17 protein-coding genes are annotated in these 24,320 nt (G+C 73.2%); 9 read left to right on the top strand and 8 right to left on the bottom strand.

Going from position 1 to position 24,320, the window contains the following annotated elements; genetic code table 11:
• Positions 1-2: 2 nt before the first annotated feature.
• The 7 genes from ACYQ77_RS10570 (at position 3) to ACYQ77_RS10540 (ending at position 6,270) form a co-directional block, all read left to right on the top strand.
• Positions 3-1,367, top strand: a complete 1,365-nt coding sequence (locus ACYQ77_RS10570) for a TrpB-like pyridoxal phosphate-dependent enzyme (RefSeq protein WP_459709884.1) — start codon at positions 3-5, stop codon at positions 1,365-1,367.
• A gap of 10 nt (positions 1,368-1,377) precedes the next feature.
• The gene (locus ACYQ77_RS10565) at positions 1,378-2,052 is read left to right on the top strand and encodes a phosphoribosylanthranilate isomerase (RefSeq protein WP_459709882.1); all 675 of its coding nucleotides are present in this window, start codon (positions 1,378-1,380) and stop codon (positions 2,050-2,052) included.
• The gene (locus ACYQ77_RS10560) at positions 2,049-2,768 is read left to right on the top strand and encodes an indole-3-glycerol-phosphate synthase (RefSeq protein ID WP_459709880.1); all 720 of its coding nucleotides are present in this window, start codon (positions 2,049-2,051) and stop codon (positions 2,766-2,768) included. Before ACYQ77_RS10565 ends, ACYQ77_RS10560 begins: the two co-directional genes overlap by 4 nt.
• A complete protein-coding gene (locus tag ACYQ77_RS10555) occupies positions 2,749-4,185 on the top strand; it encodes a UbiD family decarboxylase domain-containing protein (RefSeq protein ID WP_459709879.1) in 1,437 nt (478 codons plus the stop codon). The genes ACYQ77_RS10560 and ACYQ77_RS10555 overlap by 20 nt, the downstream gene beginning before the upstream one ends.
• Positions 4,186-4,273: 88 nt before the next feature.
• A complete protein-coding gene (locus ACYQ77_RS10550) occupies positions 4,274-4,792 on the top strand; it encodes a flavin reductase family protein (protein WP_459709877.1) in 519 nt (172 codons plus the stop codon).
• Positions 4,793-4,901: 109 nt separating this feature from the next.
• Complete coding sequence (locus ACYQ77_RS10545) at positions 4,902-5,150, top strand: hypothetical protein (RefSeq protein WP_459709876.1); 249 nt, start codon at positions 4,902-4,904, stop codon at positions 5,148-5,150.
• Positions 5,151-5,154: 4 nt separating this feature from the next.
• Complete coding sequence (locus tag ACYQ77_RS10540; protein ID WP_459709875.1) at positions 5,155-6,270, top strand: radical SAM protein; 1,116 nt, start codon at positions 5,155-5,157, stop codon at positions 6,268-6,270.
• Positions 6,271-6,279: 9 nt separating this feature from the next.
• Here the strand turns inward: ACYQ77_RS10540 and ACYQ77_RS10535 are convergent, their stop codons facing one another.
• Both ACYQ77_RS10535 and ACYQ77_RS10530 read right to left on the bottom strand, forming a co-directional pair.
• The gene (locus ACYQ77_RS10535) at positions 6,280-8,448 is read right to left on the bottom strand and encodes a hypothetical protein (RefSeq protein ID WP_459709873.1); all 2,169 of its coding nucleotides are present in this window, start codon (positions 8,446-8,448) and stop codon (positions 6,280-6,282) included.
• Positions 8,449-9,013: 565 nt separating this feature from the next.
• Positions 9,014-9,838: a DUF72 domain-containing protein gene (locus ACYQ77_RS10530; RefSeq protein WP_459710752.1), complete on the bottom strand. Its 825-nt coding sequence runs from the start codon at positions 9,836-9,838 to the stop codon at positions 9,014-9,016.
• Positions 9,839-10,304: 466 nt separating this feature from the next.
• Here ACYQ77_RS10530 and ACYQ77_RS10525 point away from each other — a divergent pair, with 466 nt between their 5' ends.
• Positions 10,305-13,472: a succinic semialdehyde dehydrogenase gene (locus ACYQ77_RS10525; RefSeq protein ID WP_459709871.1), complete on the top strand. Its 3,168-nt coding sequence runs from the start codon at positions 10,305-10,307 to the stop codon at positions 13,470-13,472.
• A gap of 52 nt (positions 13,473-13,524) precedes the next feature.
• On the opposite strand, the gene ACYQ77_RS10520 is transcribed toward ACYQ77_RS10525, so the two are convergent.
• Entirely contained in the window at positions 13,525-14,814 is a 1,290-nt protein-coding gene (locus ACYQ77_RS10520) for a CHAP domain-containing protein (protein ID WP_459709869.1), read from the bottom strand.
• Between the two features lie 2 nt (positions 14,815-14,816).
• Entirely contained in the window at positions 14,817-15,227 is a 411-nt protein-coding gene (locus tag ACYQ77_RS10515; protein WP_459709868.1) for a hypothetical protein, read from the bottom strand.
• Between the two features lie 197 nt (positions 15,228-15,424).
• Here ACYQ77_RS10515 and ACYQ77_RS10510 point away from each other — a divergent pair, with 197 nt between their 5' ends.
• Positions 15,425-17,098 carry a DEAD/DEAH box helicase gene (locus tag ACYQ77_RS10510; protein WP_459709866.1) on the top strand — a complete coding sequence of 558 codons (1,674 nt, stop codon included), beginning with the start codon at positions 15,425-15,427 and terminating at the stop codon, positions 17,096-17,098.
• A 3-nt stretch (positions 17,099-17,101) separates the two neighbouring features.
• Here the strand turns inward: ACYQ77_RS10510 and ACYQ77_RS10505 are convergent, their stop codons facing one another.
• From ACYQ77_RS10505 to ACYQ77_RS10490, 4 genes are all read right to left on the bottom strand, one after another.
• On the bottom strand, positions 17,102-18,352 hold the full coding sequence (locus tag ACYQ77_RS10505) for a chymotrypsin family serine protease (protein WP_459709865.1): 1,251 nt from the start codon (positions 18,350-18,352) through the stop codon (positions 17,102-17,104).
• A gap of 113 nt (positions 18,353-18,465) precedes the next feature.
• Complete coding sequence (locus ACYQ77_RS10500) at positions 18,466-21,189, bottom strand: beta-L-arabinofuranosidase domain-containing protein (protein ID WP_459709863.1); 2,724 nt, start codon at positions 21,187-21,189, stop codon at positions 18,466-18,468.
• A gap of 14 nt (positions 21,190-21,203) precedes the next feature.
• Positions 21,204-23,261, bottom strand: a complete 2,058-nt coding sequence (locus ACYQ77_RS10495; RefSeq protein ID WP_459709862.1) for a family 43 glycosylhydrolase — start codon at positions 23,259-23,261, stop codon at positions 21,204-21,206.
• Between the two features lie 181 nt (positions 23,262-23,442).
• A complete protein-coding gene (locus tag ACYQ77_RS10490) occupies positions 23,443-24,183 on the bottom strand; it encodes a FadR/GntR family transcriptional regulator (protein ID WP_459709861.1) in 741 nt (246 codons plus the stop codon).
• Positions 24,184-24,320 lie beyond the last annotated feature (137 nt).

Below are 24,320 nucleotides of genomic sequence, written 5' to 3'. Positions count from 1 at the left end.
CCATGACCGACCGGATCAAGTACCTGCTCGACGAGGACGCCATGCCGACGACCTGGTACAACCTGGCGGCGGACCTGCCGGACCTCGCGCCGCTGCGCCATCCCGGCACCGGCGCGCCGATCGTCCTCGACGACCTGCTGCCGATCATGCCCGAGGAGCTGGCCCGCCAGGAGCTGAGCCGGGAACGCACGATCGAGATCCCCGAACCGGTCCGGCAGGTGTACGCCCAGTACCGGCCGTCGCCGCTGTTCCGGGCGCGGCGGCTGGAACGCGCACTCGACACCCCCGCGCGCATCTACTACAAGTACGAGGGCGGCAGCCCCGCGGGCAGCCACAAGCCCAACACCGCGATCGCCCAGGCCTACTACAACAAACAGGCGGGTGTCACGCGGCTCGCCACCGAGACCGGCGCCGGGCAGTGGGGATCGTCGCTGGCGCTCGCCGGTGCGCTGTTCGGCATCGACGTGTCCGTGTTCATGGTGAAGGTCAGCTACCACCAGAAGCCCTACCGCAGGATGCTGATGGAGACCTACGGCGCGCGGTGCGTGCCGAGCCCGAGCCCGGAGACCGCGGCGGGCCGTGCCGTGCTGGCGGCGGACCCGGACTGCCCCGGCAGCCTCGGCATCGCCACGTCCGAGGCGCTGGAGGTGGCGGGTGGCGACCCGGAGACCAACTACGGCGGCGGCAGCGTGCTCAACCACGTGCTGCTGCACCAGACCGTGATCGGGCAGGAGGCCATCGCCCAGTTCGCGCTCGCCGACGACTACCCGGACGTCGTGGTCGGGTGCGCGGGCGGCGGCAGCAACTTCGGCGGGCTGGCGTTCCCGTTCCTCGGCGAGGCGCTGCGCGGCGGCCGTGCCGTGCGCGTGGTCGCCGCAGAGCCTGCCGCGTGCCCGACGCTGACCGAGGGCACGTTCGACTACGACTTCGGCGACACCGCGGGCCTCACCCCGCTGCTGCGCATGCACACGCTCGGCCACGACTTCATCCCGCCGCCCGTGCACGCGGGCGGCCTGCGCTACCACGGGATGGCGCCGCTGGTGAGCGAGGCGGTCGACCGCGGCATGGTCGAGGCGGTCGCGCCGGGGCAGCTCGACTGCTTCGCCGCCGGGGTCCGCTTCGCACGCGCGGAGGGCATCGTGCCCGCGCCGGAGTCGACCCACGCGATCGAGGCGGCGATGCGGGAGGCGTTGCGCTGCCGCGAGGAGGGCACCGCCCGCACCATCCTCTTCGGACTGTCCGGGCACGGCCACTTCGACCTGGCCGCGTACGAGACGTTCCTGTCCGGCGCGATGCGCGACGAGGAGTACGACCGGGACGCGGTCGCGCGGTCGCTCGCCGCGCTGCCCTCGCTCGCCGGCGCGTGAGGCGCGGCACGTGCTCGTGAAGATCTGCGGTGCCACCAGCGTCGCCGAGGTCGCGGGGCTGGCCGCCGCCGACATCGACCTCGTCGGCCTGTGGCACGGCGTCCGGTACGGGCACGCGGACCTGGGCCCCGGCCGGCTCGGCAGGCTGTCGGCGGCGGCGCGGTCGGTGACGCGGCCGCGGCCGGTGCTCGTCACCGTCTCGTCCGATGTGGACCTCGTGCGGACCGCGGTGACCCGGGCCCGGGTGCCGTGGGTGCAGCTGCACGGCTACCAGTCCCCGGGCACGGTCCGCGCGCTGCGGTCGGCGTGCCCGGGGGTGACCGTGGTGAAGGCGCTGCACGTGCGGGACGACGGGTGCGTGGAACAGGGGCTCGTCGGCGCGTACGAACGGTCCGGTGTGGACGTCTTCCTGCTCGACGCGCTCGCCGAGGACGGCAGGGTCGGGAGCACGGGGCGGCCGATCGATCCCGCGGCGGCTGCCGCCGTCGCCGACCGGCTCGGCAGGCCGTTCCTGCTCGCCGGTGGTCTCACGGCGGCGAACGCGGACCGGTACCGGGAGCTCACCGCGCACCCGCGGTTCCTCGGGATCGACGTGGACAGCGCCGCCCGGGGCGCGGACGGCCGGATCGACCACGCACGGGCCGCGACCATCAGGGACCACTGGACGAGGAGGACGGTGCCATGAGCAGGTTCGCCGAGGCGCTGGCCGCCGCGGACACCCCGGTGATCGCGGAGGTCAAGGCGACCACCGGGACGGGCGCCGACCTGCTCGGCGGCCGGTCCCCCGCCGACGTGGTGGCCGCGTACCACGACGCGGGGGTCGCGTGCCTGTCGGTGGTGACCGGCCGCTGGTTCGGCGGCAGCCCCGACCTGCTGCGCGCGGTCACCGCCGGGACGAACCTTCCGGTGCTGCAGAAGGACTTCGTGGTCCGGGCGGCACAGGTGACGGCGGCGCGGGAGCTGGGGGCGTCGGCGGTGCTGCTGACCGCGCAGCTGCTGACCACCGGCACCCTGCGCCACCTCGTCGAGCACGCGCTGGCGCTCGGGCTGACCCCGTTCGTCGAGGTGACCACCGCCGACGAGATCGCGGCCGTCCCGCACGCCGCCGACTGCGTGGTCGCGGTGAACAACAAGAACATCCGCACCCGGGAACGGGACGGCGCCGACCTGGGACGCAGCCTGCGCCTGCTGCCCGCGGTGCTGGCGAGCGGGACCGGGCTCCCGGTCAGCGCGAGCGGCGTCGCCGGTCCAGGTGACGGCGCGCGGCTGCTCGCCGCGGGCTACCGCGGCCTGCTGGTCGGCACGTCGCTGCTGCGCGCGGCCGACCCGCGCGCGTGGGTGGCCGAGCTGAGCCGCCTCGAGAGTGGTCAGGAGGACCGCCATGCGTGGACCCGTCGGTGACCTGGTGGACGACGCGCGGACGGTGGCCGGCAACCCGGCACTGTCCGTGCGGGCGGCGCTGGACCGGCTGCGTCGCGACGACCCGGGCAGCGTGCGCACGGCGGGCCCGATGCCCGCCGACGCGGTGGCGGCCGACTACGCCGGCCGGTTCGCCGGCGTGCCCGCGACCGCGCACGCACGCGACGAACCCGCCGTGCGCTACGCGGTCACCGGAGGCGCGATGCCGGTGCTGCTCGGGTTGTACGGCGCCGCGGACCGGGTGCGGGGGTGGCTGCCCGGCCTGCCCGCGCGGCCGAACCCGCGGTCGGTCCGCGCGCTGCTCGACGGCGCCCGGCCGCCCGTGACGACGACGGACCCGCCGTGCCAGGAGGCGGTGACCCGGACGGCCGACCTGGACGCGGTGCCGATCCTGCGGGCGACCCCGAGGGACGCGGGCCGGTACGTCACGCTGGGCGTGGTACACGCCGTCGACCCCGTCACCGGCGAGCAGGCGCTGTCCGTGCACCGCATGATCGTGCTCGGCGCGGACCGGCTGACGATCTGGATGGTGCCGGGCCGCGCGCTCGGCAGGCTCCACGCGGCGGCGGTGGCGAGGGGCGGGCGGTTGCCGGTGTCGGTCAACATCGGCGCGCCGCCCGCCGCGGTGATCGCGTCCGCGCTCAGCACGGCGGTGCTGCCCGCGGGCACCGGGAAGCTCGCGGTGGCCGGCGCGCTGGCCGGGGCGCCGGTGCGGCTCGCGGCGGCACGCACCCAGCCGGTGCCGGTGCTGGCCGACTCCGAGCTGGTGCTGGAGGGCCACCTCGACGGCACCACCGCGGACGAGGGCCCCGAGGGCCCGTCGATGCCCGAGTTCCTCGGCTACGACGGCACCGTCCGCCACGGGCTGCCGGTGCTCACGGTCACCGCGGTCACGTCCCGCCGGGATCCCTGCTACCAGGCGGTGATCGGCCCGGGGCGGGAGCAGTCGGTGGTGCTCGGCCTCGCCGGTGACCTGTCGGTGGCACTCACCGCGGACGACGGACTGGTCACGGACGTGCACCACGCGGCCGCGGGCGGGGGCATGCTGCTGCTGGCCGTGGCGGTCGAGAAGTCCTCGCCCGCCGACGACGCACGGCTCGCCGGCATCGCCCGCCGGGTGTTCGCCCGCCACGGGTTCGTGAAGCTGATCGTGTTCACCGACTCCGATGTCGACATCCGCTGCGCGGAGGACCTGCTGTGGGCGATCACGACCCGCGCCAACCTCGGCGCCGACGCCACCACGTTCGGCGGGTTCGCCCCGCTGCCGGTCGACCCGTCGCAGAGTCCCGAGTGGACGGAGACGCGCGGTGGCGCGGCGGGCCGGACCTTCGTCGACGCCACGGTGCCCTTCGCCTTGCGGCACACGGTGGTCCGCAGCTTCCCGGGAGCACGCCCATGAGACCCGTGGTGGCCGAGAACATGCCCGCGCTCGCGGGCGCCACGCGGTGGCCGGGCTCCCACGGCGTCGTGCGCGCGATCGGCCCGTCATGACCGCCGCCGAGCAGGTGCAGCCCGTGGCGCCGGAGACGATGCGGTCGGTGCTGGGCCGCGTGCCGACCGGCGTGATGGTGGTGACGGCCGCGACCGCCGCCGGTCAGGCCGCCCGCACCGCGAACAGCTTCACGTCCGTGTCGCTGGCCCCGCCGCTCGTGTCGGTGTGCTTCGGCAGCACGTCACCGTTCGCGGCCGCGCTGCGCGCCGCGGACGGCTGGGGTGTCTCGGTGCTGGCCGACGACCAGCGCGACCTGTCCACGCACTTCGCCCGCCGCGAGACCGGCCGCGGTCTCGCGGGCATCCCGCACACGCTGGGCAGGCACACCGGGGCCGCGCTGCTCACCGATGCGGTGGTGACGATGGAGTGCCGTTCGGTGCTGACCCACCCGGCCGGGGACCACGTGCTGATCGTCGCCGAGGTGCTGGCGATGCAGGTGCGCAGGGACCGGCCGCCGCTGGTGTTCCTGCGGGGCGGCTACCACTCGGTCGGTCCCCGGCTGACGTGGGACTGACCCGCGGTCGTTCGGAGTCGTTCGGGAACGTTCGGGAACGTGGCCGGTGACGGCGGCGCCGCTCACCATCGGGGTCGTCCTGTCCGCTCCGATCCCGTCGGGAGCAACCATGAGCAGTGCCGAACCGAACCGCCGCTACCTCGCCTACCTGTCCGCGCTCGCGCTGGCCGTGACACCGGTCGTGCTGCCGGTCGCGGCGGCGACCGCGGCCGCCGCGCCGTCGGCGGGGGCGTCCGTCGAGAAGCTCACCGCGCTGCGGGGCGCCGCGGCGAAGATCGCGGCGGACCCGGGCTACTCGCCGGCCCGTTTCACCGAGTGCTTCCTGGGCCCGGGCGACAAGCTGATCTGCCTGGGCTGACGTCGTGGACCGGCAGCTCACGCTGGTGGTGAAGAGCTCGAAGTTCTGCAACCTTCGCTGCCGCTACTGCTACGAGTTCGCCGAGCTGGGTTCGCGCGACCGCATGGGTCGCGCGAACCTGCGCCGGCTGTACCGGACGGTGCGCGACCACGTCGTCGCCGCCGACGCCCGTGACGGTGCCCGCACCACCGTGAACCTGATCTGGCACGGCGGCGAACCGCTGCTGCTGCCGCCCGAGTACTACTGGGAGACGTTCGCCGACCTGCGTGCCGAGCTGGCCGGCGTGCCGCACCGCAACGTCGTCCAGACCAACCTGACCGTCCTGGACGACGCGCGGCTGGACCTGCTGCGGACCGGGTTCGACTCCGTCGGCGTGTCGGTCGACCTGTTCGGCGGCCTGCGGGTCAACCAGGCGGGCCGGGACAGCCAGGACCGGGTGCTGGCGAACCTGGAACGGCTGCGCGCCGAGGGCGTGCCGCACGGCTGCATCACCGTGCTGACCGCCGCGAACATCCGCCGGGTCGAGGAGATCTTCGAGCACTACGTCCGGACGCGGACGTCGTTCCGGGTGCTGCCGCTGTTCGACGGCGCCTTCACCGGTCAGCACACCGGCTACGACGTGAGCAGCGCCGAGATCGTCACGGCGCTGACCACGCTGTTCGACCTGTGGCTGGCGAGCCCGGCGCCGATCACGATCGACCCGGTCACCGAGTACGTCGAACGGGCGCTCCGGTACCTCGGCGGCGCACCACCGAGGTACTACGACCGGCGGGCGTGGCTGGACACGCTGCTCGTGGACACGAACGGGGACGCGTACGCGTACGGCGACCCGTACGGCGAGCCGGGTGCCGCGCTGGGCAACGTGTTCACCACCCCGCTGACCGACGTGCTGAGCGGTCCCGCGTTCGACCGGTCCGCGCGGACCGCGGAGACCCGCATCGCCGCGAACTGCGTCGGCTGCGCGCTGTTCGGGGCGTGCGACGGGAGCTACGTCGCGGAGGCCGAGCCGGCGGCGCGGACCGTGGACCCGGCGACGGGGGTCCGCGCGTGCGTGGTCGAGCGTGCCGTGCTCACGCACATCACGAACCGCCTGCGGACCGTGCCGGACCTGGTGGCGTAGCGGCGGTGGTCACCGCGGCGGGTGCGCGGGCCAGAACATCTCCGCCACCAGCACCAGCGCGCGCCGCAGCCCGGCGTCGGGGCGGGCGTCCGTTCGCCCGCCCCGCGTCAGGTACCGGTCGAGCAGCAACCGGCCCGCCGCCGACCGGTCCGGGTCGGCCGACGCCGCGAGCTCCTCGGCCAGCGCGGCCAGGGCCGCGCGCAGCGCGGGAACCGTCGGCGTGTCCGGGTGGGCCAGCAGCGGGCTCGTCGTCAGCAGGGCCGGGGTGTGCCACGCCCGGTAGACGCGGCCGAGCTGGTCGGCGAGCCACGCGCGGCCCCTGCGGTCGCCGACGGGCACGCCGTGCCGGGTCAGCCGGTTCAGCCAGGGCACGAGCGCGGCGGGCGCGAGCCGCAGGGTGTGGATCTGGACCTGCCTGCCGCACCGGAACACGTCCTCGCGGGTCTGCCCGACGAAGGTGAACCCGAGCCGCCGCACCAGCCGCTGGTAGGCGGGCCACTGGGTGGCCACGACCACCTGCCCCGCGCCGATGCCGTGCAGGAGCACGTCCCGCAGCAGCGCCGCCTCGGAGGTGCCGTCCCTGGCGATCGCCATGCCGACGAACACCCCGCCGCTCCCCGCCACGTCCGGGGCGTGCCGCTCCAGCAGCGGTTCGACGAGGTGGTGGGTCGGCGACGCCAGCGGGATCGACGTGATCGCGCCGAGGACGTCGCCGTCGGCGCCGGTGGCGATGCGGAAGCCGTCCGGCCTGCTCGCGACCAGCGGGGTGAGCACCCGTTCGCTGCGCCGCACGTCCAGGTCGGCGCGCCGCGCCCAGTGGTGCAGCAGGCGCAGCACGTCGTCGGTGTCGGACGCCGACGACTCGCGCACCACGATCCGCTCGCCGCGCGCCGGGAACAGCGCGTCGCGGATCGTCGGGTCGCCGGTGAGCCACAGCGCCTGCTCGGTGCGGCGGGCACGCCGGACGTCGTCGGCGCTGCCCGCGAGCACCTTCCCGTTGTGGTCCAGGGCCCTGGCGACCGACCGGCGGTGCCGCAGGGGTTGCCGCCAGCTGTGCACGTGGTCGAACAGCGTGCGGTACGGCTCGCGCACCGCGAGCCCCTCCTCGGCGGCGTGCACCAGGCTCACCGCGGCCAGCCCCTCGAACACCGCGCCGGGGAGCACCTCCTGGTCGGCCTGGCCGCAGCTGGCGAGCAGCGTCAGCGCGCCGAGGTCGGCGGGCTCGGTCTCCTCCCGCCGCAGCCGCGTCACCACCTCGGTCACCGCGAGGTCGGCGAGCGCGCCGGGCACGTCGGCGGGCGCGCCGCGATGCACGGCGCGGCACATCCGGTCGGCGAGCAGCGGCACCCCGCCCGCGAGCGCGACGACCGCGGCCCGCTGCGCCGCGTGGGTGATCCCGCACCGCCGCGCGAGCGCGTCGACCTCGTCGTCGGCCCACGGCAGCACCGGCACGACCGCGATCTCCGGCAGCAGCGCGGCGGGGGTGTGCGGCCAGCCGGGCAGCGGGCGGCGGCTGGCGACCACGACGCGCCCGGTGCGGTACCGGTCCAGCGCGGCGCACAGGGCGGCGAGCGCGGCGGGCGAGTCGGCGTCGTCCACGAGCACGTACGCGGGCCCGCCTGCGAACGCCCGCTCGAGCGCGGCGACGCGATCCCCGGTCGCGAGCCCGGCCCGGGTCGCCGTGACCGGCAGCCGTGCCAGCAAGGTCGACTTGCCGGTGCCGACCGGGCCCGCGAGGTTGACCACACGACGTGCGCTGCTCGTGCGGAGCGCCGCCAGCAGCGCCTCGACCGTGCGGGCCTGGCTACCCGGCCGCACCGCGGCGACCTCGCGTGCGGCGGGGGTGGACGCGGCCTGGTGCGCGCGGCGCCAGCGCGCCCGCCCGGCCTCGCCGACCCCGAGCGCGGCGACGATGTCGACGAGCAGTTCCACGTCGATGCGCGTGCGCCCCGGCCGGAAGCACTCGTAGACGGTCACGCGGCCGGGTCTGCACTCTCCCGCGGGCACACCGCGTGCCGCCCGGACGGCGGTGACGGCCTGGACCAGCCGGGTGAACGACGGGTTGCCTGCCCACGCACGCAGGTCCCGCAGCCGTGCGCACAGTTCGTCCAATGTGGACACCCCGTCGGGCGCGGGCGGACCGTCCCAGCCGGCCGCTCGGTACACCACGTCCCCCATGGCGCCTCCCTCACGCCTCAACCGTCGGAACCGACGGTGCGGCATGCACTGTAACGGCAGGACGCGAGAATCCCACCCCTCCCGCCGCCGATTGCCCCGCACGGGGGAAGCCCACACACCAGTACGGCCGCGAAAGGCACGTTCGCCGCGTCGCCGCGTTGCTGCGAAAGGCGCGTTCGCGGCATTGAGTGCCGGTAACGGGCCTTCCGCGGCATGGGGCTCGCCTCGCTTCGCGGGCCCGGCATCCGGGGGTTTGCATGTCTTGAAAGGCGCGTTCCGGACGGGGTGCCGCGTCCTGAACGGCGCATTCATGTCGCTGAATGGCGTGGTTGGTGTCCTGAACGCGCCTTCCGCGGCATGGGGCTCGCCTCGCTTCGCGGCGGGCTAGCCCGCTTCGCGGGCCCGGGCGCGCAGCGCCCGGCATCCGGGAGATTGCGTGTCCTGAGCGCGCCTTTCAGGACAGGCACCCGCTCTCCCGGTCGGGGCGTTCACGCCGCCAGGTGACAACGTGCCGCGAAAGGCGCGTTCACAGCGTTGAGTGCCGGCAACGCGGGGCGGACCGCGTTCAGAACAGGGTCGCGGGCCCGACCGGTGCCGGTTCGGGCAACGGGTCGATATCGGGCACGAGCGCACGCACGTCGTCGTGGAAGCGCCGGGCGAGCGCGGGCGCGTCGTCGTTGTCGGGGGTGTGCACGAAGACCGTCGGCGATCGCCCCTCGCGCAGCCAGCCCGCGACCACCTCGGTCCACGGCCGCCACCCGGCGACGGTGTCCTCGACCGAGTCACGGCCGAGGTAGCGGACGACGGGCCGGTCGGTGAGCGCCCGCGTCCGCCTCGGCAGCCGTGGTTTCTTCGCCCAGGCGTCCTGCTCGGCCGCGCTGACCGGCGGGCGGGCGAAGAAGACCGTGGTGTCGAAGGGCACCCACTCGGCGTCCACGTCGGCGAGCGTCCGCTCCAGCAACGCCGTCGCGCGTGCGTCGGTGAAGAACCCGGGGTGACGCACCTCGACGGCGCGCCTGCGGTCGGCGGGAAGGCGGCGCAGGAAGCGGCCGAGGGCGTCGACGTCGGCGGGACCGAACGAGCCGGGCAGCTGGGCCCACAGGACGGCCCGCTCGCCGAGGGGGTCGACCGCGTCCAGGAACGCCCGCATCTCGGCCTCGACCCCGGCGAACCGGCGCTCGTGCGTGACCACCTTGGGCAGCTTGACGACGAACCGGAACCCGGGTCCGGTCTGCCGCGCCCACGCCGCGACGGTCTCGCGGGCGGGGGTCGCGTAGAAGGTGGTGTTGCCCTCGACCGCGTTGCACCAGCCGGCGTACGCGCGGAGGCGCTCCTTGGCGGGCAGCGATGGCGGGACGAACCGTCCTGGCCACGCCTTGTGGGTCCACATCGCGCAGCCGACATGCAGACGTGCCATTCCGCCTCCTCCCGTCGGTCGCAGGTGAAGTTACTACCCGGTCGGCGGCGACGTCGCGACGAGTGGGAGGCAGGACCGCCGGGCTCGGCATCGACCGGGAAAGCGAATGTGTCCTGAAGGGTGTTCAGGACCCGCAGTCTCGCGGGCCCCATACCGCGAAAGGCGCGTTCGCAGCACTCCCTCTGCCGCCAAAGGCGCGTTACCAGCACTCAACGCCGCGGACGCGCAACGCCGTGAACGCGCCGTTCAGGACGCGCCGCCTGTCCCGAACGCGCCTTTCAGGCACGCAAAAAACCCGGGCCAGCGAAACAGCCGAGCCCCGCAGCGGAAGGGCGCGACCGGAGTCCAAGAGCACCGAGACCGCGCGCTGACCCGGGCGCGGAACGCCGGGATGCACCATCGAGCGATGGGGGAAATCGCTCGAGATATCGAGGTTGACATGAGAAAGAACGTCTGTGTGATCGGCGCGGGTCCGTCCGGATTGGTCGCCGTCAAGGAACTTCTGGACGAAAAGCATTCGGTCACCTGTTTCGAACACAGCGCGGGCCCCGGCGGGATGTTCCGCGCCGGGGTGGCGGCCGACGAACCGGGCGCCTACGACTCGACGAAGCTGACCATCTCCAACTACATGATGACCTTCTCCAGTTTCCCGCCGCGTGACGACGAACGGCGGTACTGGTCGGCTGCCGAATACCGGCAATACCTGCTCGACTTCATCGACGAATTCGATCTCGGCCGCACGATCCGGTACGGCACCGACGTGATCGGTGTGGCGAAGGACGACCGCGGCGGCTACGCCGTCGAGGTGGCCCCCGTCGACGATCCCGCCGCGCGGACGGTGCACCACTTCGACGCGGTGGTCGTCGCGACCGGCACGCACCGCGTGCCGAACTACATCGACCTCCCCGGCCAGGACGACTTCACCGGCGAGATCACGCATTCCGCGCACTACCGCAACGCGGAGCGGTTCCGCGGCAAGCGTGTCCTCTGCATCGGCATCGGTGAGACCGCGGCCGACGTCGTCAGCGAGATCGCGCAGGTCGCCGACCGCTGCACGCTGTCCGTGCGGCGCTACCAGCCGGTGGTCGCGCGCTACCCGCGCGGCCGGGAACACACCAACGACACCTACACGTCGTACCTGCTCAACGCGATTCCGCTGTCGGTCGTCACGCCGTTCCAGAAACTCGGGGCGAAACTCGCGAAACGGTTCGGGAAGACGCCCGCGTCCCGGGCGGTGGCCGACTGGAACTCGAAGAACGAGCACTTCTTCAACCACTTCCTCACCAAGAACGAGGCGTTCGTCGACCGGATCGTCGACGGCACGCTGACGGTCAACGCGTCGGGCATCGAGCGGCTCGGCACGGACCACGTCGTGTTCAAGGACGGCCGCCGGGAAACCATCGACACCGTCATGCTGAACACCGGCTACACCGAGGATTTCGCCCTCGTGAAAGACGTCGACGTCGACGACGTGCGCGGGCTGTACAAGCACATGATCCACCCGGACCTCGGCGCGGGCATGGCCTTCATCGGCTGGGCGAGGCCGACCGTCGGCGGCGTGCCCGCGTGCTCGGAAATGCAGAGCCGCTACTTCGCGCTCCTGTGCAGCGGCAAGCGGAGGCTGCCGGACCGGGCACAGCTGGAGAAGCTCATCGAACGGGAGGCGGCGTTCGAGAACGAGGTGTTCTTCGGCAATCCCGAGCTGCGGACGCTGGTCCACTACACCCGGTACATGCACGGCATGGCGAAGCTGATCGGGTGCTCGCCGTGGCGCCCGGAGCTCGCGGCCAGCCCGCGGCTCGCCTTCCGCCTGTGGTGCGGTTCCCAGGTGCCGCCGGTCTACCGGTTGTTCGGGCCGCACAGCGACCACGGGACCGCGCGGAAGACGGTCCTGAGCCTCCCGTCCGGGTTCTCCTTCGCCCAGACGGCGCTGCTCACCGCGGCGATCGGCGGTGCGCGGCTGCTGACCGCGACCGGGTTGCGGAAACCGGATCCGGTGTACGGCAAGGAACCGCGCAGGTCGCGCCGCGCCGGCCGGACACAGCGGCCCGCCCCTGCCCCGGCCGCGGGCCCGCTGCTGCCCCCGGCACTGACCCGGCGGCTCGCCGGGAAGCTGACGGGCACCGGGCCGGTCGTGCCCGCCGTCGCGCCGTGGACCGGTGAGCCGCTCGTCGAGGTGCGGACGTCGACCCGCGAGGACGTCGCCGCCGCGTTCGCCAGGGCGCGGGGCGCGCAGGCGCGGTGGGCGGCCGTCCCGGTCGCCGAGCGCGCCAAGGTGTTCCGCCGCTACCACGACCTCGTGCTCGGCAACCAGCAGCTGCTCGACCTGGTGCAGGCGCAGACCGGCAAGGCACGCTACAGCGCGGTCGAGGAGACCCTCGACGTCGCGGGCATGTCGCTGTACTACGCGCGCCACGCGCCCCGGCTCCTCAAGCCGCGCCGCCGCAGGGGTGGCGTGCCGATCGCCACGAAACCCACCGAACTGCGCCACCCCAAGGGTGTCGTCGCGATCATCTCGCCGTTCAACTACCCGCTCGCCGACGGCCACACCGACGTCATCCCCGCGCTCATGGCGGGCAACGCCGTGGTGTTCAAGCCGGACACCCAGGTCGCGCTCACGTCGCTGTACGCGCGGGAGCTGATGATCAAGGCGGGGCTGCCCGAGGGCCTGTGGCAGATCGTCGTCGGCGAGCCGGACGAGATCGGGCAGGCGCTGATCGACGGCGCCGACCACGTGTGCTTCACCGGCTCCACCGCGTCGGGCAGCAAGGTGGCCGAGGCCGCGGGCGGCAAGCTCATCAGCGCGACGCTCGAGCTCGGCGGCAAGAACCCGATGATCGTGCTGGCCGACGCCGACCTGGACAAGGCGGTCAAGGGCGCGGTCCGCGCCGCGTTCGCGAGCAGCGGCCAGAACTGCCTGTCCACCGAACGGCTGTACGTGCACGAGTCGCTCTACGCGACGTTCCTCGCGCGCCTGGTCGAACACACCCGCGCCCTCACCCTGGGCGCCGGGCTGGACTTCGGCTACGACATCGGGTCGCTGTCCTCGCAGCGGCAGTTCGACAAGACCGTGCGGCACGTCGACGACGCGGTCGCCAAGGGCGCCAGGGTCGAGGCGGGCGGCAGGGCCAGACCGGAGCTGGGCCCGTACTTCTACGAGCCGACGATCCTGACCGGCGTCACGCCGGACATGGCGGTGCACGGCGAGGAGACGTTCGGCCCGGTGGTGTCGGTGTACCCGTTCGCCGACGACGACCAGGCCGTCGCGCTCGCCAACGCGACCGAGTACGGCCTGGGCGCCAGCATCTGGTCGCGTGACGTGGCCCGCGCCCGCGACCTGGCCGCGCGGGTGAAGGCGGGCCAGGTCAACATCAACGAGAGCTACGCGTCGGTCCACATCTCGAACGACGCGCCGCAGGGCGGCATGAAGGCCTCCGGTCTCGGGCGCCGCCACGGCGAGTACGGCCTGCTGTCGTTCTGCGAGCTGCAGACCGTCGCGAGCCAGCACGGCATCAGCTTCGACCTGAAACCGGGCGTGACCTACGCGCAGGCCGCCCGCCAGAACATCACGGTCTACAAGGTGATGAAGGCGCTGCGGTTGAAGTGAGCCCCCTACCCGCCGCGGCCGGCAGCGGTGCGCCGGCCGCGGCGGTCTCGCCTCACCGCGGGTGCACGCCGCCGTAGAACGTGCCGCTGGACAGGCTGTGCGTGACCCGCTGGACCCGGTCGCTCGAGTTGCCCTCGATCAGCGTGACCCGGTCGCCGTCGACGGACTCCACGATGCCGATGTGGGTGCTGGTCGCGGTGGACTCCGGACCGCTGCCGAACAGCAGCACGTCACCGGGCCGCGCCTGGCCGAGGTTGCCCGCGTCGTAGGCCAGGCCGCGCTCCTCGCCCCACGTGTAGACGTCGCCGGTGAACGGCAGGGACGGGATGTCCACGCCGGACTCGCGCCACACCCACGTGGCGAACGACGAGCACCACGCCGCCGACGGGCCGTACTTGTTCGCGTCGCCGGGGCCCTCCTCGTAGCCGAGCTCGCCCCGGGCGACGTCGAGGATCGTGTTCTCCGTCCCGGCGTTCGGGGGTGGCGTCTCGGCAGGCGGCGCCTGCCCGCCGGGCGGAGCGCCACCAGGAGCGCCACCCGGAGCGCCACCGGGGGCGCCACCCGGACCACCGCCGGGGGCCTCCGCGCCGGGACCGCCGCCCGGCGGCGCACCGCCCGGCTGCCCGCCCGGGACCGCCGGGGTCCCGGGGGCCGGACCGCCGCTCGGGGTCGTGCCCGCGGGCTTGTCCTTGCCGCCCCGGTCGCCGTCGCCGGGCCCGGGCTGTTCCGGCACCGCCGGGATCCACTCCAGCGGCGCGCCGCCGTTGGGCGTGAACGCGCCGGTGTTCGGGTCGGGGATCGTGGAGAACCTCGGGGTGATCTCGTCCAGCAGCTCGGACACCGCCGACGCGACCTCGGTCAGGGCCGCGCTCGCGACGTCGATCTGTGCGGTGACCTGCGGGCGGTAGCGCTCGACCGCCTCGTCGACCATCCGCGCGAGCTCGCCGTCCTCCGCCGGGCAGCCCATCGCGCCGACCTCGGTGACGAGGTTGGCGAACACGCCCTCCAGCGCGTCCCGCGCACCCCGCACCGTGCCGCCCGCGTTGTACAGGTCGGACGCCGCGCTGTTCAGCGCGTCGGCGACCGACATCCCGGCGGCGGTGAACCCGTTCATGTACTCGACGAACCCGTCGGCGGACGCGCCGTCCCACGCGCCGTCGACGTCGCCGACCACCGACCGGACCTTGGTCGTCGCCACCGCGGTCTTGCCGCCCGCCTCGCTGAACCTGGTGCCGAGGTCCTCGAACACGCCGGTGTCGGCGGTGACGTAGACCGGGTCGGCCATGGCCGCCAGCTGCGGCGCGCTGCCGGGCAGCGCGCGGACGTCGTCCCTGTGCGTCATGGCTACTCCCCGTCCCGCGCCGGGACCAGGCACCGGGCGTTGGTCCGGTCGGTCTCGCGGACGGTGTCGATGACGGCCTCGATCGCGACCCCGACCTGGGCGAGCCGCTCGCTCGCCGCCCCGATCTCGGCGCCGACCGCCTCGGTGAACGCGTTGACCGCGTCGGCGAGCTTCCCGGCGCCGTCGAGGTCGCCGAACGTGCCTGCGCCGACCCCGGCCGGGAGGCCGTCCGCGGCGGCGGCCATCGGCCCGGCCTGCCCGGAAACCTCGGTGCGGCACTGTTCAAGAGCCTCGATGTTGACGGCGAATCCGCCCATGGCCATCTCCAGGTCCTCGACGATGTCGAACGTGCGGTGACAGTGGCTGACACTGGCACGCGCGCACCGCCGGGACCAGGACCGCGGACCGGCCATCTGTGTCCGGTGGAAAGCGGAGGTCAGCCCGATCGGCCCGGACCGGCCGGACAGGGGTGTCCGGCGCGGGTGAAACCCGGCGGATATCCTGTGGACAGTCGCTCCGGTTGTGTTGGCGAGGCTCAGGGCCCCCGACGGTCTGTGACATCTCCGCCGTCGACGTACCGCCACGGCCCGCCCCAAGAAGGAGACCCACCATGAGCCAGGACGTGACCGGCTTCGCTGACCTGGCGCTGCGGCCCGAGCTCGTGCGGGCGCTGGCCCGGGTGGGCTACGAGGAGCCGACCCCGATCCAGCGCCTGGCCATCCCCCCGGTGCTGGCGGGCCGCGACCTCGTGGGGCAGGCCGCGACGGGCACCGGCAAGACCGCCGCGTTCGCGCTGCCGGTGCTCCAGCGGATCTCGTGGCCCCGCGAGGACACCGACCCCGTCGGGCTGGTGCTGGTGCCGACGCGGGAGCTGGCCGTCCAGGTGTCCGAGGCCATGCACCGCTACGGGCACGACCTGGGCGCGCGGGTCGTCCCCGTGTACGGCGGCCAGCCCATCGGCAGGCAGCTCGGCTCGCTGCGCCGCGGCGTCGACGTGGTGGTCGCGACGCCGGGACGCGCGCTCGACCACATCGCACGCGGCACGCTGCGGCTCACGGACCTGCGGGTGGTCGTGCTCGACGAGGCCGACGAGATGCTCGACATGGGGTTCGCCGAGGACATCGAGGCGATCCTCGCCGACACCCCGGAGGACCGGCAGACGCTGCTGTTCTCCGCGACCATGCCGGCCAGGATCAACGGCATGATCCGCCGCCACCTGCGGGACCCGGCGCGGATCGAGCTGGGCCGGGAGGAGTCCACGGACAGCGACGTCGCGCTCGTGCGCCAGAGCGTCTACGTCGTCCCGCGCGGGCACAAACCGGCCGCGCTCGGGCGCGTGCTGGACATCGAGGCGCCGACGGCCGCGGTCGTGTTCTGCCGCACCAGGGAGGCGGTCGACCAGCTCACCGAGACGCTGAACGGGCGCGGCTACCGCGCGGAGGGCCTGCACGGCGGGCTCGACCAGGCGCAGCGCGACCGGGTGGTCGGGCGGCTGCGGGCGGGCACGCTCGACCTCGTCGTGGCCACCGACCTCGCCGCCCGTGGCCTGGACATCGAGCAGCTCAGCCACGTCGTCAACTACGACGTGCCGAGCGCCCCGGAGTCGTACGTGCACCGCGTCGGCCGGGTGGGCCGGGCCGGGCGTGAGGGGGTCGCCGTCACCCTCGCCGAGCCACGCGAACTGCGGATGATCAAGACGATCGAGCGGGTCACCGGGAGGCGGATCCCGGTCGAGACGCTGCCGACGGTCGCCGACCTGCGGTCCCGCAAGCTGGAACTGACCCGCGCCGCGTTGCGCGAGACGCTCCTCGACGGCGGGCTGGAGCGGTTCCGCGCCGTGGTCGAGCCGCTCGCGGAGGAGTTCGACCTGGTGGAGGTCGCGCTCGCCGCGGTCCGGTTGGCACACGAGGCCAACGGCGCCGCGGCCGACGAGGAGGACATCCCCGAGGTCGCCGCGTCGGCGCTGGACGACCGCCCCGAGCGGGGGCGCAGGCCGGCGCGGACGCCCCGCGAGGGCATGACCCGGCTGTACGTGGGCACCGGCCGCGCGGCGGGCATCCGGCCGCAGGACCTGGTGGGCGCCATCGCGGGCGAGTCCCGGCTGACCGGCCGCGACATCGGCGCGATCGAGATCGCCGACCGCTTCTCGCTGGTCGAGGTCCCGGAGTCTGCCGCGGACGAGGTGATCGCCGCGCTCAAGGGCAGCAGCATCAAGGGCCGCCGCGCGACGGTCCGCAGGGAGCGCTACGACGCCAAGCCCCGCCCGAAGAAGAGGCGGGGCTGACGCTCACCGGACCACCATGGTCGACCCGGTGACGGCGGAGATGGTCAGCACCGGCGTGAAGGTGAAGTCGCAGTCCTCCGCCACCGGACCGCCGACCAGCTGGCCCCAGGCCTTGACCGTGCCGTCGGTGAACGTGGACAGGATCGGCCCGCCGGAGTCCCCCGGCCGCGCGAGCGCGCCGCCGACGGGGACGTCGACGCAGCTCAGACCGTTGATCCTCCACTGGGCGCCGGTGTCCGGGTCCTCGAAGTCGATGGGCACGTCGCGGTAGGTCATCTGCCCGCAGGCGAGACCGCCGTTCGCGCCGCTGGAGCACACCTTCCCGTAGGTGTTCGTCGTGTTGTCCGCGGCGGTCACCCACCGCTGGTCGCCGGTGCCGGGACCGCCGACCCAGACGCTCGCGTCGCCCGCCGACCCGGAGGTGATCCGGATGAACTCCACGTCGGTCGGTCCCAGGTGGGTGAAGTACCGGTGGCTGACCTCCCCGATGCGCTGGCTCGGGTTGCCGTTCCACACGCTGGTGAGGCGGGTCGCGCAGTGGCCGGCGGTGCTGGCGTAGACCACGCCCTGGTTGCGCCAGGAGTACCCCTGCGTGCAACTGGCCAGCGAGCCGCCCGCGGTGGCCGAGCTGAACCACAGCGCGTTGCCGGTCGTCCACGGCGCCGTGTCCGCGTACCGCCCAAAGAGCGCTCGTGGCCGCGCCGAGACGCCGAAGTCCAGCGGCACGTCGAACGCGCGGCGTGCGGCGGCCTCCACCGCGCCGTCGCGCTCGGTGAGCCGGACGGAGATCCGCGACTCGAACGGAACGGGTATCGCGGTCACGACCTTGTCCTCGGCGCCCGCCCCGCCCCACGTCGCGCGCGTCGACATGATCGCGTTCGCCACGTCGGACAGCTGCCGCGCGGTGTAGCGGACCTTCCGGTAGCGCACCGGAACGGCGGCCGAGGTCGTCCGGACGCGGGCCGCCACCGCCGCGGTGGTGGCCGCCGCGTCGCCGGTGTACGCGACGACGACCGCGCCTTCGGCCTCGTCCCACCGGGTGGCGACGATCGACGACCCGCGTGGCGGGGTCAGCTCCCCGATCAGCGCGGCGGCCGCCTGACCGCGCGACTCCACGGCGGGCGACGCCGCCGGGACGCCCGCGGGTGCGGCTGGGGGTGCGGCTGTGGGTGCCGGGCTCGCGGCAGCCACCCCGGCCGTCGTGACCGCACACACGGCCGCGGCGACCACCGCGGCGGCTCGGCGAAGGCGCATGTTTCTCCCCAGGGCTTCGGTGTCGCGGCGCGACTCGTCCGCACGACGCTAGCCGGGGTTCCCGCTGGGGCGGCACGATCACCGCACAGGTGCCGCACACCGGCGGCGACCCGTCACACGAACCGCCACCGCTGGTCGGCGGCGCCGTTGTCGTCCCAGAGGACGATCTGCGCGCCGCGGGTGGTGGCGCCGGCGGCGAGCACCCGGCTGCCGTTGCCGCACTGGACGCGGAAGGACCCGTCGGCGGCGTACCGCAGCCGCCAGCGGTGGTCGGCGGTGCCGTTGTCCGACCACTGCAGCACCCGGGCGCCGTTGGCGTCGGCCGCGTTCTCCACGCCGAGCACCTTGCCGCTGTGGCCGTTGCGCAGCCGGCACCAGCCGTCGCTGCCGGGCAGCGCGGTCCACAGGTGGTCGGCGGTGCCGCTGTCGTCCCAGGCGATGGCGAGGCCGCCGTCCGCGGTTGACATGTCGCGGACCCCGATGACCAGCCCGGTCGCCACGTTCTGGATGCGCCGGGCGCCCACGGGCACGAACCGCCACCGGTTGTCCGCGGTGCCGTTGTCGGAGTCCTGCACGACCTGTGCGCCGGCGGCGGTGGACCCGTCGAGGACGCCGAGCAGCTTGCCGCTGTTGGCGTTGCGCAGCTTGTGGGTGCCGTCGCCGTTGTCCACCACCGTCCACCGGTGGTCGGCGGTGCCGTTGTCGCTCCACTGCAGCACGCGGGCGTTGTCCGCGGTGGACATGTTCTCGACCCCGAGCACCTTGCCGCTGTTGAGGTTGCGGAGCTTCACCGCGCCGCCGTCGGCGACCACCTGCCAGTTGTGGTCCGCGGTGCCCGTGTCGCCCCACTGCACGGCGAGCCCGCCGTCCGCCGTCGACATGTCGCGCACGCCCAGCACGAGGCCGCTGGCCGCGTTGAACAGCCGGTACCCGCCGTCCGCGCCACCGCCGCCGGTGTTCCAGTAGACGGTGTAGTTGTGGCCGTGGGCGTCGTGGAACGCGCCGAGGCCGACGGTCGTCCCGTTCGCGGTCGCGGTGAACGTGAGCGCCGACGTGCTGGTCCTCGTGACGGAGCCGACGTCGAGGGACGGGAGCGCGGACAACGCGGTGTTGCCGTAGCTGCCGGCCAGCACCGCGGGCCCGTAGGTGACGGCCTGCACGGCGGGGTTGTCGTTGGCGGCACGCATGACCACGCGCATCGGCAGCCGCAGGGTGACGGTGTCGCCGGACGTCCACGACCGGGTGAGGGCGGCGTAGGTGCCGGGGCTCGCGGTGACGTTCTGGGCCACCCCGTTGACGCTCACGGTGGCGCCGGTGGTCCACGCGGGGATGCGCAGCCGCATGGTCCACGAGCCGCCCGCGTTTCCGGTGACGGTCAGCGTGGTGGTGTCCGACGCCGGGTAGGTGGTGGTCTGGGTGACCGTGATCCCCCGCTCCGCCCACGTCAGCACCGAGGGCGTGTACAGGTTCACGGTCAGCGTCGTGCCGTTGTGGAAGTAGATGGAGTCGGCGAGCTTGGTGTTCGTCTCGAGCGCGGTGCCCTGGCAGCACCAGAACGTGCCGTAGTCGGTGCTCCAGGTGCCGCCGCCCCACGCGGGACCGGTGCTGCCCCTGCGGTGCCCGGGGTTGAGCCCGGTGAAGTAGCAGATGTGCCCGTGCGGGTCGGCCGGGTTCTGCTGCCCGATCAGGTGGTTGAGCAGCGCGGTCTCGTAGTAGTCGAAGTAGGCCGCCCGGTTCGGGTCGAGCAGCCACAGCTCGCGGGTGAGCTTGAGCATGTTGTAGGTGTTGCACGCCTCGGCGGTGTCGGTGTTGAGGTACGCCGCGATCGCGTTCGGGGCGCGGAAGTGCTCGGCCTGGCTGTTGCCGCCGATGACGTAGGTGTGCGCGCCGACCGTGATGGCCCACGCGTTGGCGGCGATGTCGCGGTAACGGGTGCTGCCGGTCGCCTTGTACTCGCGGGCCGCGCCGACCCACTTCGGCACCTGGGTGTTGGCGTGCAACCCGTTCAGCCGGTCCTGGTTCGCGGCGAGCGGGTCGAACACGGCGGCGTGGTCGAACCGCTGCGCCGCGGTGAGCCACCGGGCGTCGCCGGTCTGCTGGTACAGGTCGGTGAGCACGGCGTTCATGCCGCCGAACTCGGTGCCCAGCACGCGTTGCATCGTGGCGTACGACAGGCGCCCGGTGCGCCAGTCGACCCAGCCCGCGAACCGCAGCAGCACGTCCCTGGCCTGGGTGCTGCCGGTGTACCGCCACACGTCGAGGAGCCCGGCGAGGGTCTTGTGCAGCGAGTACCACGACACCGACCGCGGCGATCCGGCCTCCATGGCGTCGAAGTCGGACTCCGGGAAGCCGGACAGGTACCCCGCGGTGAACCCGGCGGCCGCGTTGTTCGCCTGGCACCTGGCGAGTTCGGCAACCATGTACGCGGCCCGGTCCCGGCAGGTCGTGTCGCCGAGCACGGCGTACGCCTGCGCCCACGCGGTCAGGAAGTGCCCCTGGCTGTGCGTCCGGAACGGGAAGTCGGGCGCCTCCCAGCCGCCCAGCGGGGCAGCCCCGTTCGTGGACAGCCGGTGGTTGGCGCGGAAGTTGTACAGCAGCCGGTCGACGTCGACGAACCGCAGGTACGCGAGCGTCCGGTTCTGGTTGTCCAGCCAGCGGCCCGCGGTCAGGCGCACCTGCCCGAGGTCGAAGGGGAACGCGGCCACCCCGATGTCCTGGCGCACCGGCGGGACGACCGCCGCTCCGGCCACGCCGCTGAACAGGGTGGGCACGGTGGTCGCGGCGGCGGCGACCCCCGCCGCCTGCAACATCCGGCGACGGCTGAAGGACGACGACATGAGTCTGCTCCTGGTCAGGGCGTGGTGAGGTCGAAGCGGCGCACGGTGACCGCGCCGCCGAGGGCCTGTGTCGCGTAGTTGAAGATGCCGAAGCGGTAGCCCATGAAGAACTGCCACGAGTTGTCGAGGGTCAGCGCGTTGCCCAGGGGGATGAAGGTGGTTCCGTCGGTGCTGTAGGAGAACCGGGCCTGCCTGCCCGACCCCGGCCGGATGTCGGCGCTGGCGCGCAACCAGATCCGGCTGCCGCTCACGGCGGCGCCGGCGACCTCCGTACCCGTTCCCGTCGTGTTCCAGTTGCCGTCCATGGACAGGCCGTTCGTCATCACGACGCGGGTGGTCCCGTTGTCGCGCTTGAGGCCGATCCACGCCGAGGACTGCCGCAGCATCGCGAGCCCCGCCCGGTCACCGTCGCGCATGGCGCCGTGATCGAGTTCGATGGTCGCGGTGGAGGTGGGGCCCTGGATGCGGTGGGTGACGGTGTTGCGTGCCGCGTACAGGTCGTTCGTGACCGTCGCCGTCCGCAGGGTGAGGCCGTTGGCGACGGTGTACCTGGTGGTGTCCGGGTCGTGGTTCCACTCCCACCGCGGGCCGAGCGCCGGGCCCGCGAAGGTGTCCGGTCCGGTCAGCGGGGCCACCGGGTGGGGCGGCAACGGCTGCGGGTAGTTCACGCCCCACCTGCCGTTGACGGTCTGCAGCACCGGCCAGCCGTCGGCCGTCCACGTGATCGGCGCGAGCGCGGGCACCCGGCCGCCGGGGTAGGCGTCGACGAACGCCATGTAGTACCAGGAGCCGTTCGGCAGCTGCACGAGCCCGCCCTGGTGCGGCACGCCGCCGCCGCTGATCGGGCCGGGCAGGTCGAGCAGGACCTGGCGGACGGTGTAGGGGCCGAACGGGCCGTTGTCGGACTTGAGGACGTACTGGCCGTTCGCCGGCCGGGTCAGCCAGATGTAGTAGCTGCCGCCGCGCTTGTAGAACCGGGCGCCCTCCAGGGTGCCGATGTTCGACGGGGTCTGGAACACCTGCTGCGCGCGGACCTGGGTGCGGCCGTCGGCGGACAGCTGGGCCACGCTGATGGTGGTGTTGCCGTACGCGACGTACATGGTGTCGTCGGTGTCGATCAGCATGCCCGCGTCGTAGTAGCAGGTGTCGAGCTGGGCGTGCCTGCTCCACGGTCCCTCCACACTGGACGCCGTGTAGATGAACGTGTCGTTGAACTCGATGCAGCCCGCCCAGTAGTAGGTGCGGTTGCTCGGCCGGTACGCGAGCGTCGACGCCCAGATGCCCTTGACGTAGGCGCGCTGGCCGTTCGTCAGGTCGTACTTCGTGCCGAAGTCCAGCGACGGCACCGAGTGGCCGGCGAACTCCCAGTTGACCAGGTCGTAGGAGCGCAGGATCGGCGCGCCCGGCGAGTAGTGCATGGTCGACGCGGTCATGTAGTACGTCTCGCCGACCCGGATCACCTCGACGTCGGCGAAGTCCTGCCACACCACCGGGTTGGTGTACTGGCCTGCGGGCGGCTGCCCGCCGTCGACGCGGACGAGCTGCCACTGCTGGTTCGCGCCGCCCCAGTCGGTGTACTGCACCACGTTCGCACCGTCCGATGTGGACGCGTTCTGCACCTCGACCGCCTTGCCGCTGTTGCGGTTGACGAGCCGGACGAAGCCGCTGTCGGAGTCGGCGAGCCGGAACTGCTGGTTGGCGCCGTTCCCGTCGGCCCACTGCACGACCGCGGCGCCGTCGGCGGTGGAGAAGTTGTACACGTCGAGGACCTTGCCGGAGTGGCGGGACTTGAGCCGGTAGTAGCCACCACCGGAATCGACGAACTGCCACTGCTGGTTCGCGCCGTCGTTGCGGGTCCACTGCGTGATCCGCGCGCCGTCGTTCGTGGCGAGGCCGTAGACGTCCAGCGCCTTGCCGCTGTTCCGGTTCACCAGCACGTACCAGGCGCTCGTGTCCACGGACGCCGCCGCGCTCGGGGCCGGGTTGGCGGCCATCGCGACGCAGCTCAGCAACAGCGCCACCGCCGCAAGCACACCGGTCAGCCGACCGGATCGACGTCTCGTGAAGACCATGACCAGCGCTCCTCGGGTCGACGTGACGAGGGGGTGTTAGCGCAAACACATGACATCGGCGCCAGCGGAGGGCGCAGTTGTCCGAGCGAATCCAAGGTCAGCAGTTAACTCGCAGTTCACATGAAAGCACCGCGCGTGCGCTCCGGTCAACGGGGCGGAGCAAGAAATGTTAACGCTAACGCTACGAAGGCCTACCGAAGACGCGGCGCTGGATCTCGCGGCGGTAGTCCTCGAGGGTGTTGTCCAGGTGCACGGCGACGGCCGCGGCGGCCTCGTCCGGCTTCCCGTCGCGGATCGCGCGGTGGATGGCGGCGTGCTCCTCGACCGCCTCCCGGGCGTGGCCGCCCATGGTGCCGTGCAGGCCGATCGTGCTGGACTGGCGCTGCAGGCGACGGGCCTCGCGCACCGCGGCGACCAGGAACTCGTTGTGCGACGCGGCGGCGACGGCGAGGTGGAAGTCGTCGTCGCCGCGGTCGAACAACGCCACCTCCCCGGTTTCGCAGCCCTGCCCGCAGACCTCGACCGCCGCCTCGATGGCGCGCAGTTCGACGGGGGTCGCGTTGGTCGCGGCGAGCCTGCCCGCCGCGGTCTCCTGGACCCGGCGGAACTCGAACAGCATGTACACGTGGTCGAGGTCGGCGGGCAGGAAGAACCCGCCCCAGCGCGAGGAACCCAGCATCCCGTCGTCATCGGCGACGTACAGACCGCGCCCCCGGTGCGCCCGGACCCGCCCGATCGCCGAGAGGATCTTGACGGCCTCGCGCACCATGCCGCGACTCGTCTCCAGCCGTGCGGCGAGTTCCTTCTCGGTCGGCATGCGGTCCCCCGGGCGCAGCCCCGCGTCCGCGATGAGCCGGAGGATCCGCTCGGCCACCACCTCGTACCCCGGCCGGTACGACGAGTCGGGCTGCACCTCCACCATGCGGAAATGCTACCGGAGCACATGATCAGGACCGATGAGTCGGACTCATCGCCCGTCGCCCCTTGACTTCTCCCGCCGACGGACGGTTATTGTGTGACCCGGGCAACACCCGCAATCACGGACCCCGAACCGTTCGG

It is taken from the genome of Actinophytocola sp. KF-1, from assembly GCF_054661535.1.
This window is presented reverse-complemented; position numbering and strand designations above follow the sequence as displayed.

Coding starts and splice junctions, on each gene's coding strand:
- ACYQ77_RS10550 (WP_459709877.1), top strand. CDS start 4,274: ATGACCGCCGCCGAGCAGGTGCAGCCCGTGGCGCCGGAGACGATGCGG.
- ACYQ77_RS10515 (WP_459709868.1), bottom strand. CDS start 15,227: ATGGCCGGTCCGCGGTCCTGGTCCCGGCGGTGCGCGCGTGCCAGTGTC.
- ACYQ77_RS10560 (WP_459709880.1), top strand. CDS start 2,049: ATGAGCAGGTTCGCCGAGGCGCTGGCCGCCGCGGACACCCCGGTGATC.
- ACYQ77_RS10555 (WP_459709879.1), top strand. CDS start 2,749: ATGCGTGGACCCGTCGGTGACCTGGTGGACGACGCGCGGACGGTGGCC.
- ACYQ77_RS10490 (WP_459709861.1), bottom strand. CDS start 24,183: ATGGTGGAGGTGCAGCCCGACTCGTCGTACCGGCCGGGGTACGAGGTG.
- ACYQ77_RS10545 (WP_459709876.1), top strand. CDS start 4,902: ATGAGCAGTGCCGAACCGAACCGCCGCTACCTCGCCTACCTGTCCGCG.
- ACYQ77_RS10525 (WP_459709871.1), top strand. CDS start 10,305: ATGAGAAAGAACGTCTGTGTGATCGGCGCGGGTCCGTCCGGATTGGTC.
- ACYQ77_RS10520 (WP_459709869.1), bottom strand. CDS start 14,814: ATGACGCACAGGGACGACGTCCGCGCGCTGCCCGGCAGCGCGCCGCAG.
- ACYQ77_RS10570 (WP_459709884.1), top strand. CDS start 3: ATGACCGACCGGATCAAGTACCTGCTCGACGAGGACGCCATGCCGACG.
- ACYQ77_RS10495 (WP_459709862.1), bottom strand. CDS start 23,261: ATGGTCTTCACGAGACGTCGATCCGGTCGGCTGACCGGTGTGCTTGCG.
- ACYQ77_RS10535 (WP_459709873.1), bottom strand. CDS start 8,448: ATGGGGGACGTGGTGTACCGAGCGGCCGGCTGGGACGGTCCGCCCGCG.
- ACYQ77_RS10510 (WP_459709866.1), top strand. CDS start 15,425: ATGAGCCAGGACGTGACCGGCTTCGCTGACCTGGCGCTGCGGCCCGAG.
- ACYQ77_RS10505 (WP_459709865.1), bottom strand. CDS start 18,352: ATGCGCCTTCGCCGAGCCGCCGCGGTGGTCGCCGCGGCCGTGTGTGCG.
- ACYQ77_RS10500 (WP_459709863.1), bottom strand. CDS start 21,189: ATGTCGTCGTCCTTCAGCCGTCGCCGGATGTTGCAGGCGGCGGGGGTC.
- ACYQ77_RS10530 (WP_459710752.1), bottom strand. CDS start 9,838: ATGTGGACCCACAAGGCGTGGCCAGGACGGTTCGTCCCGCCATCGCTG.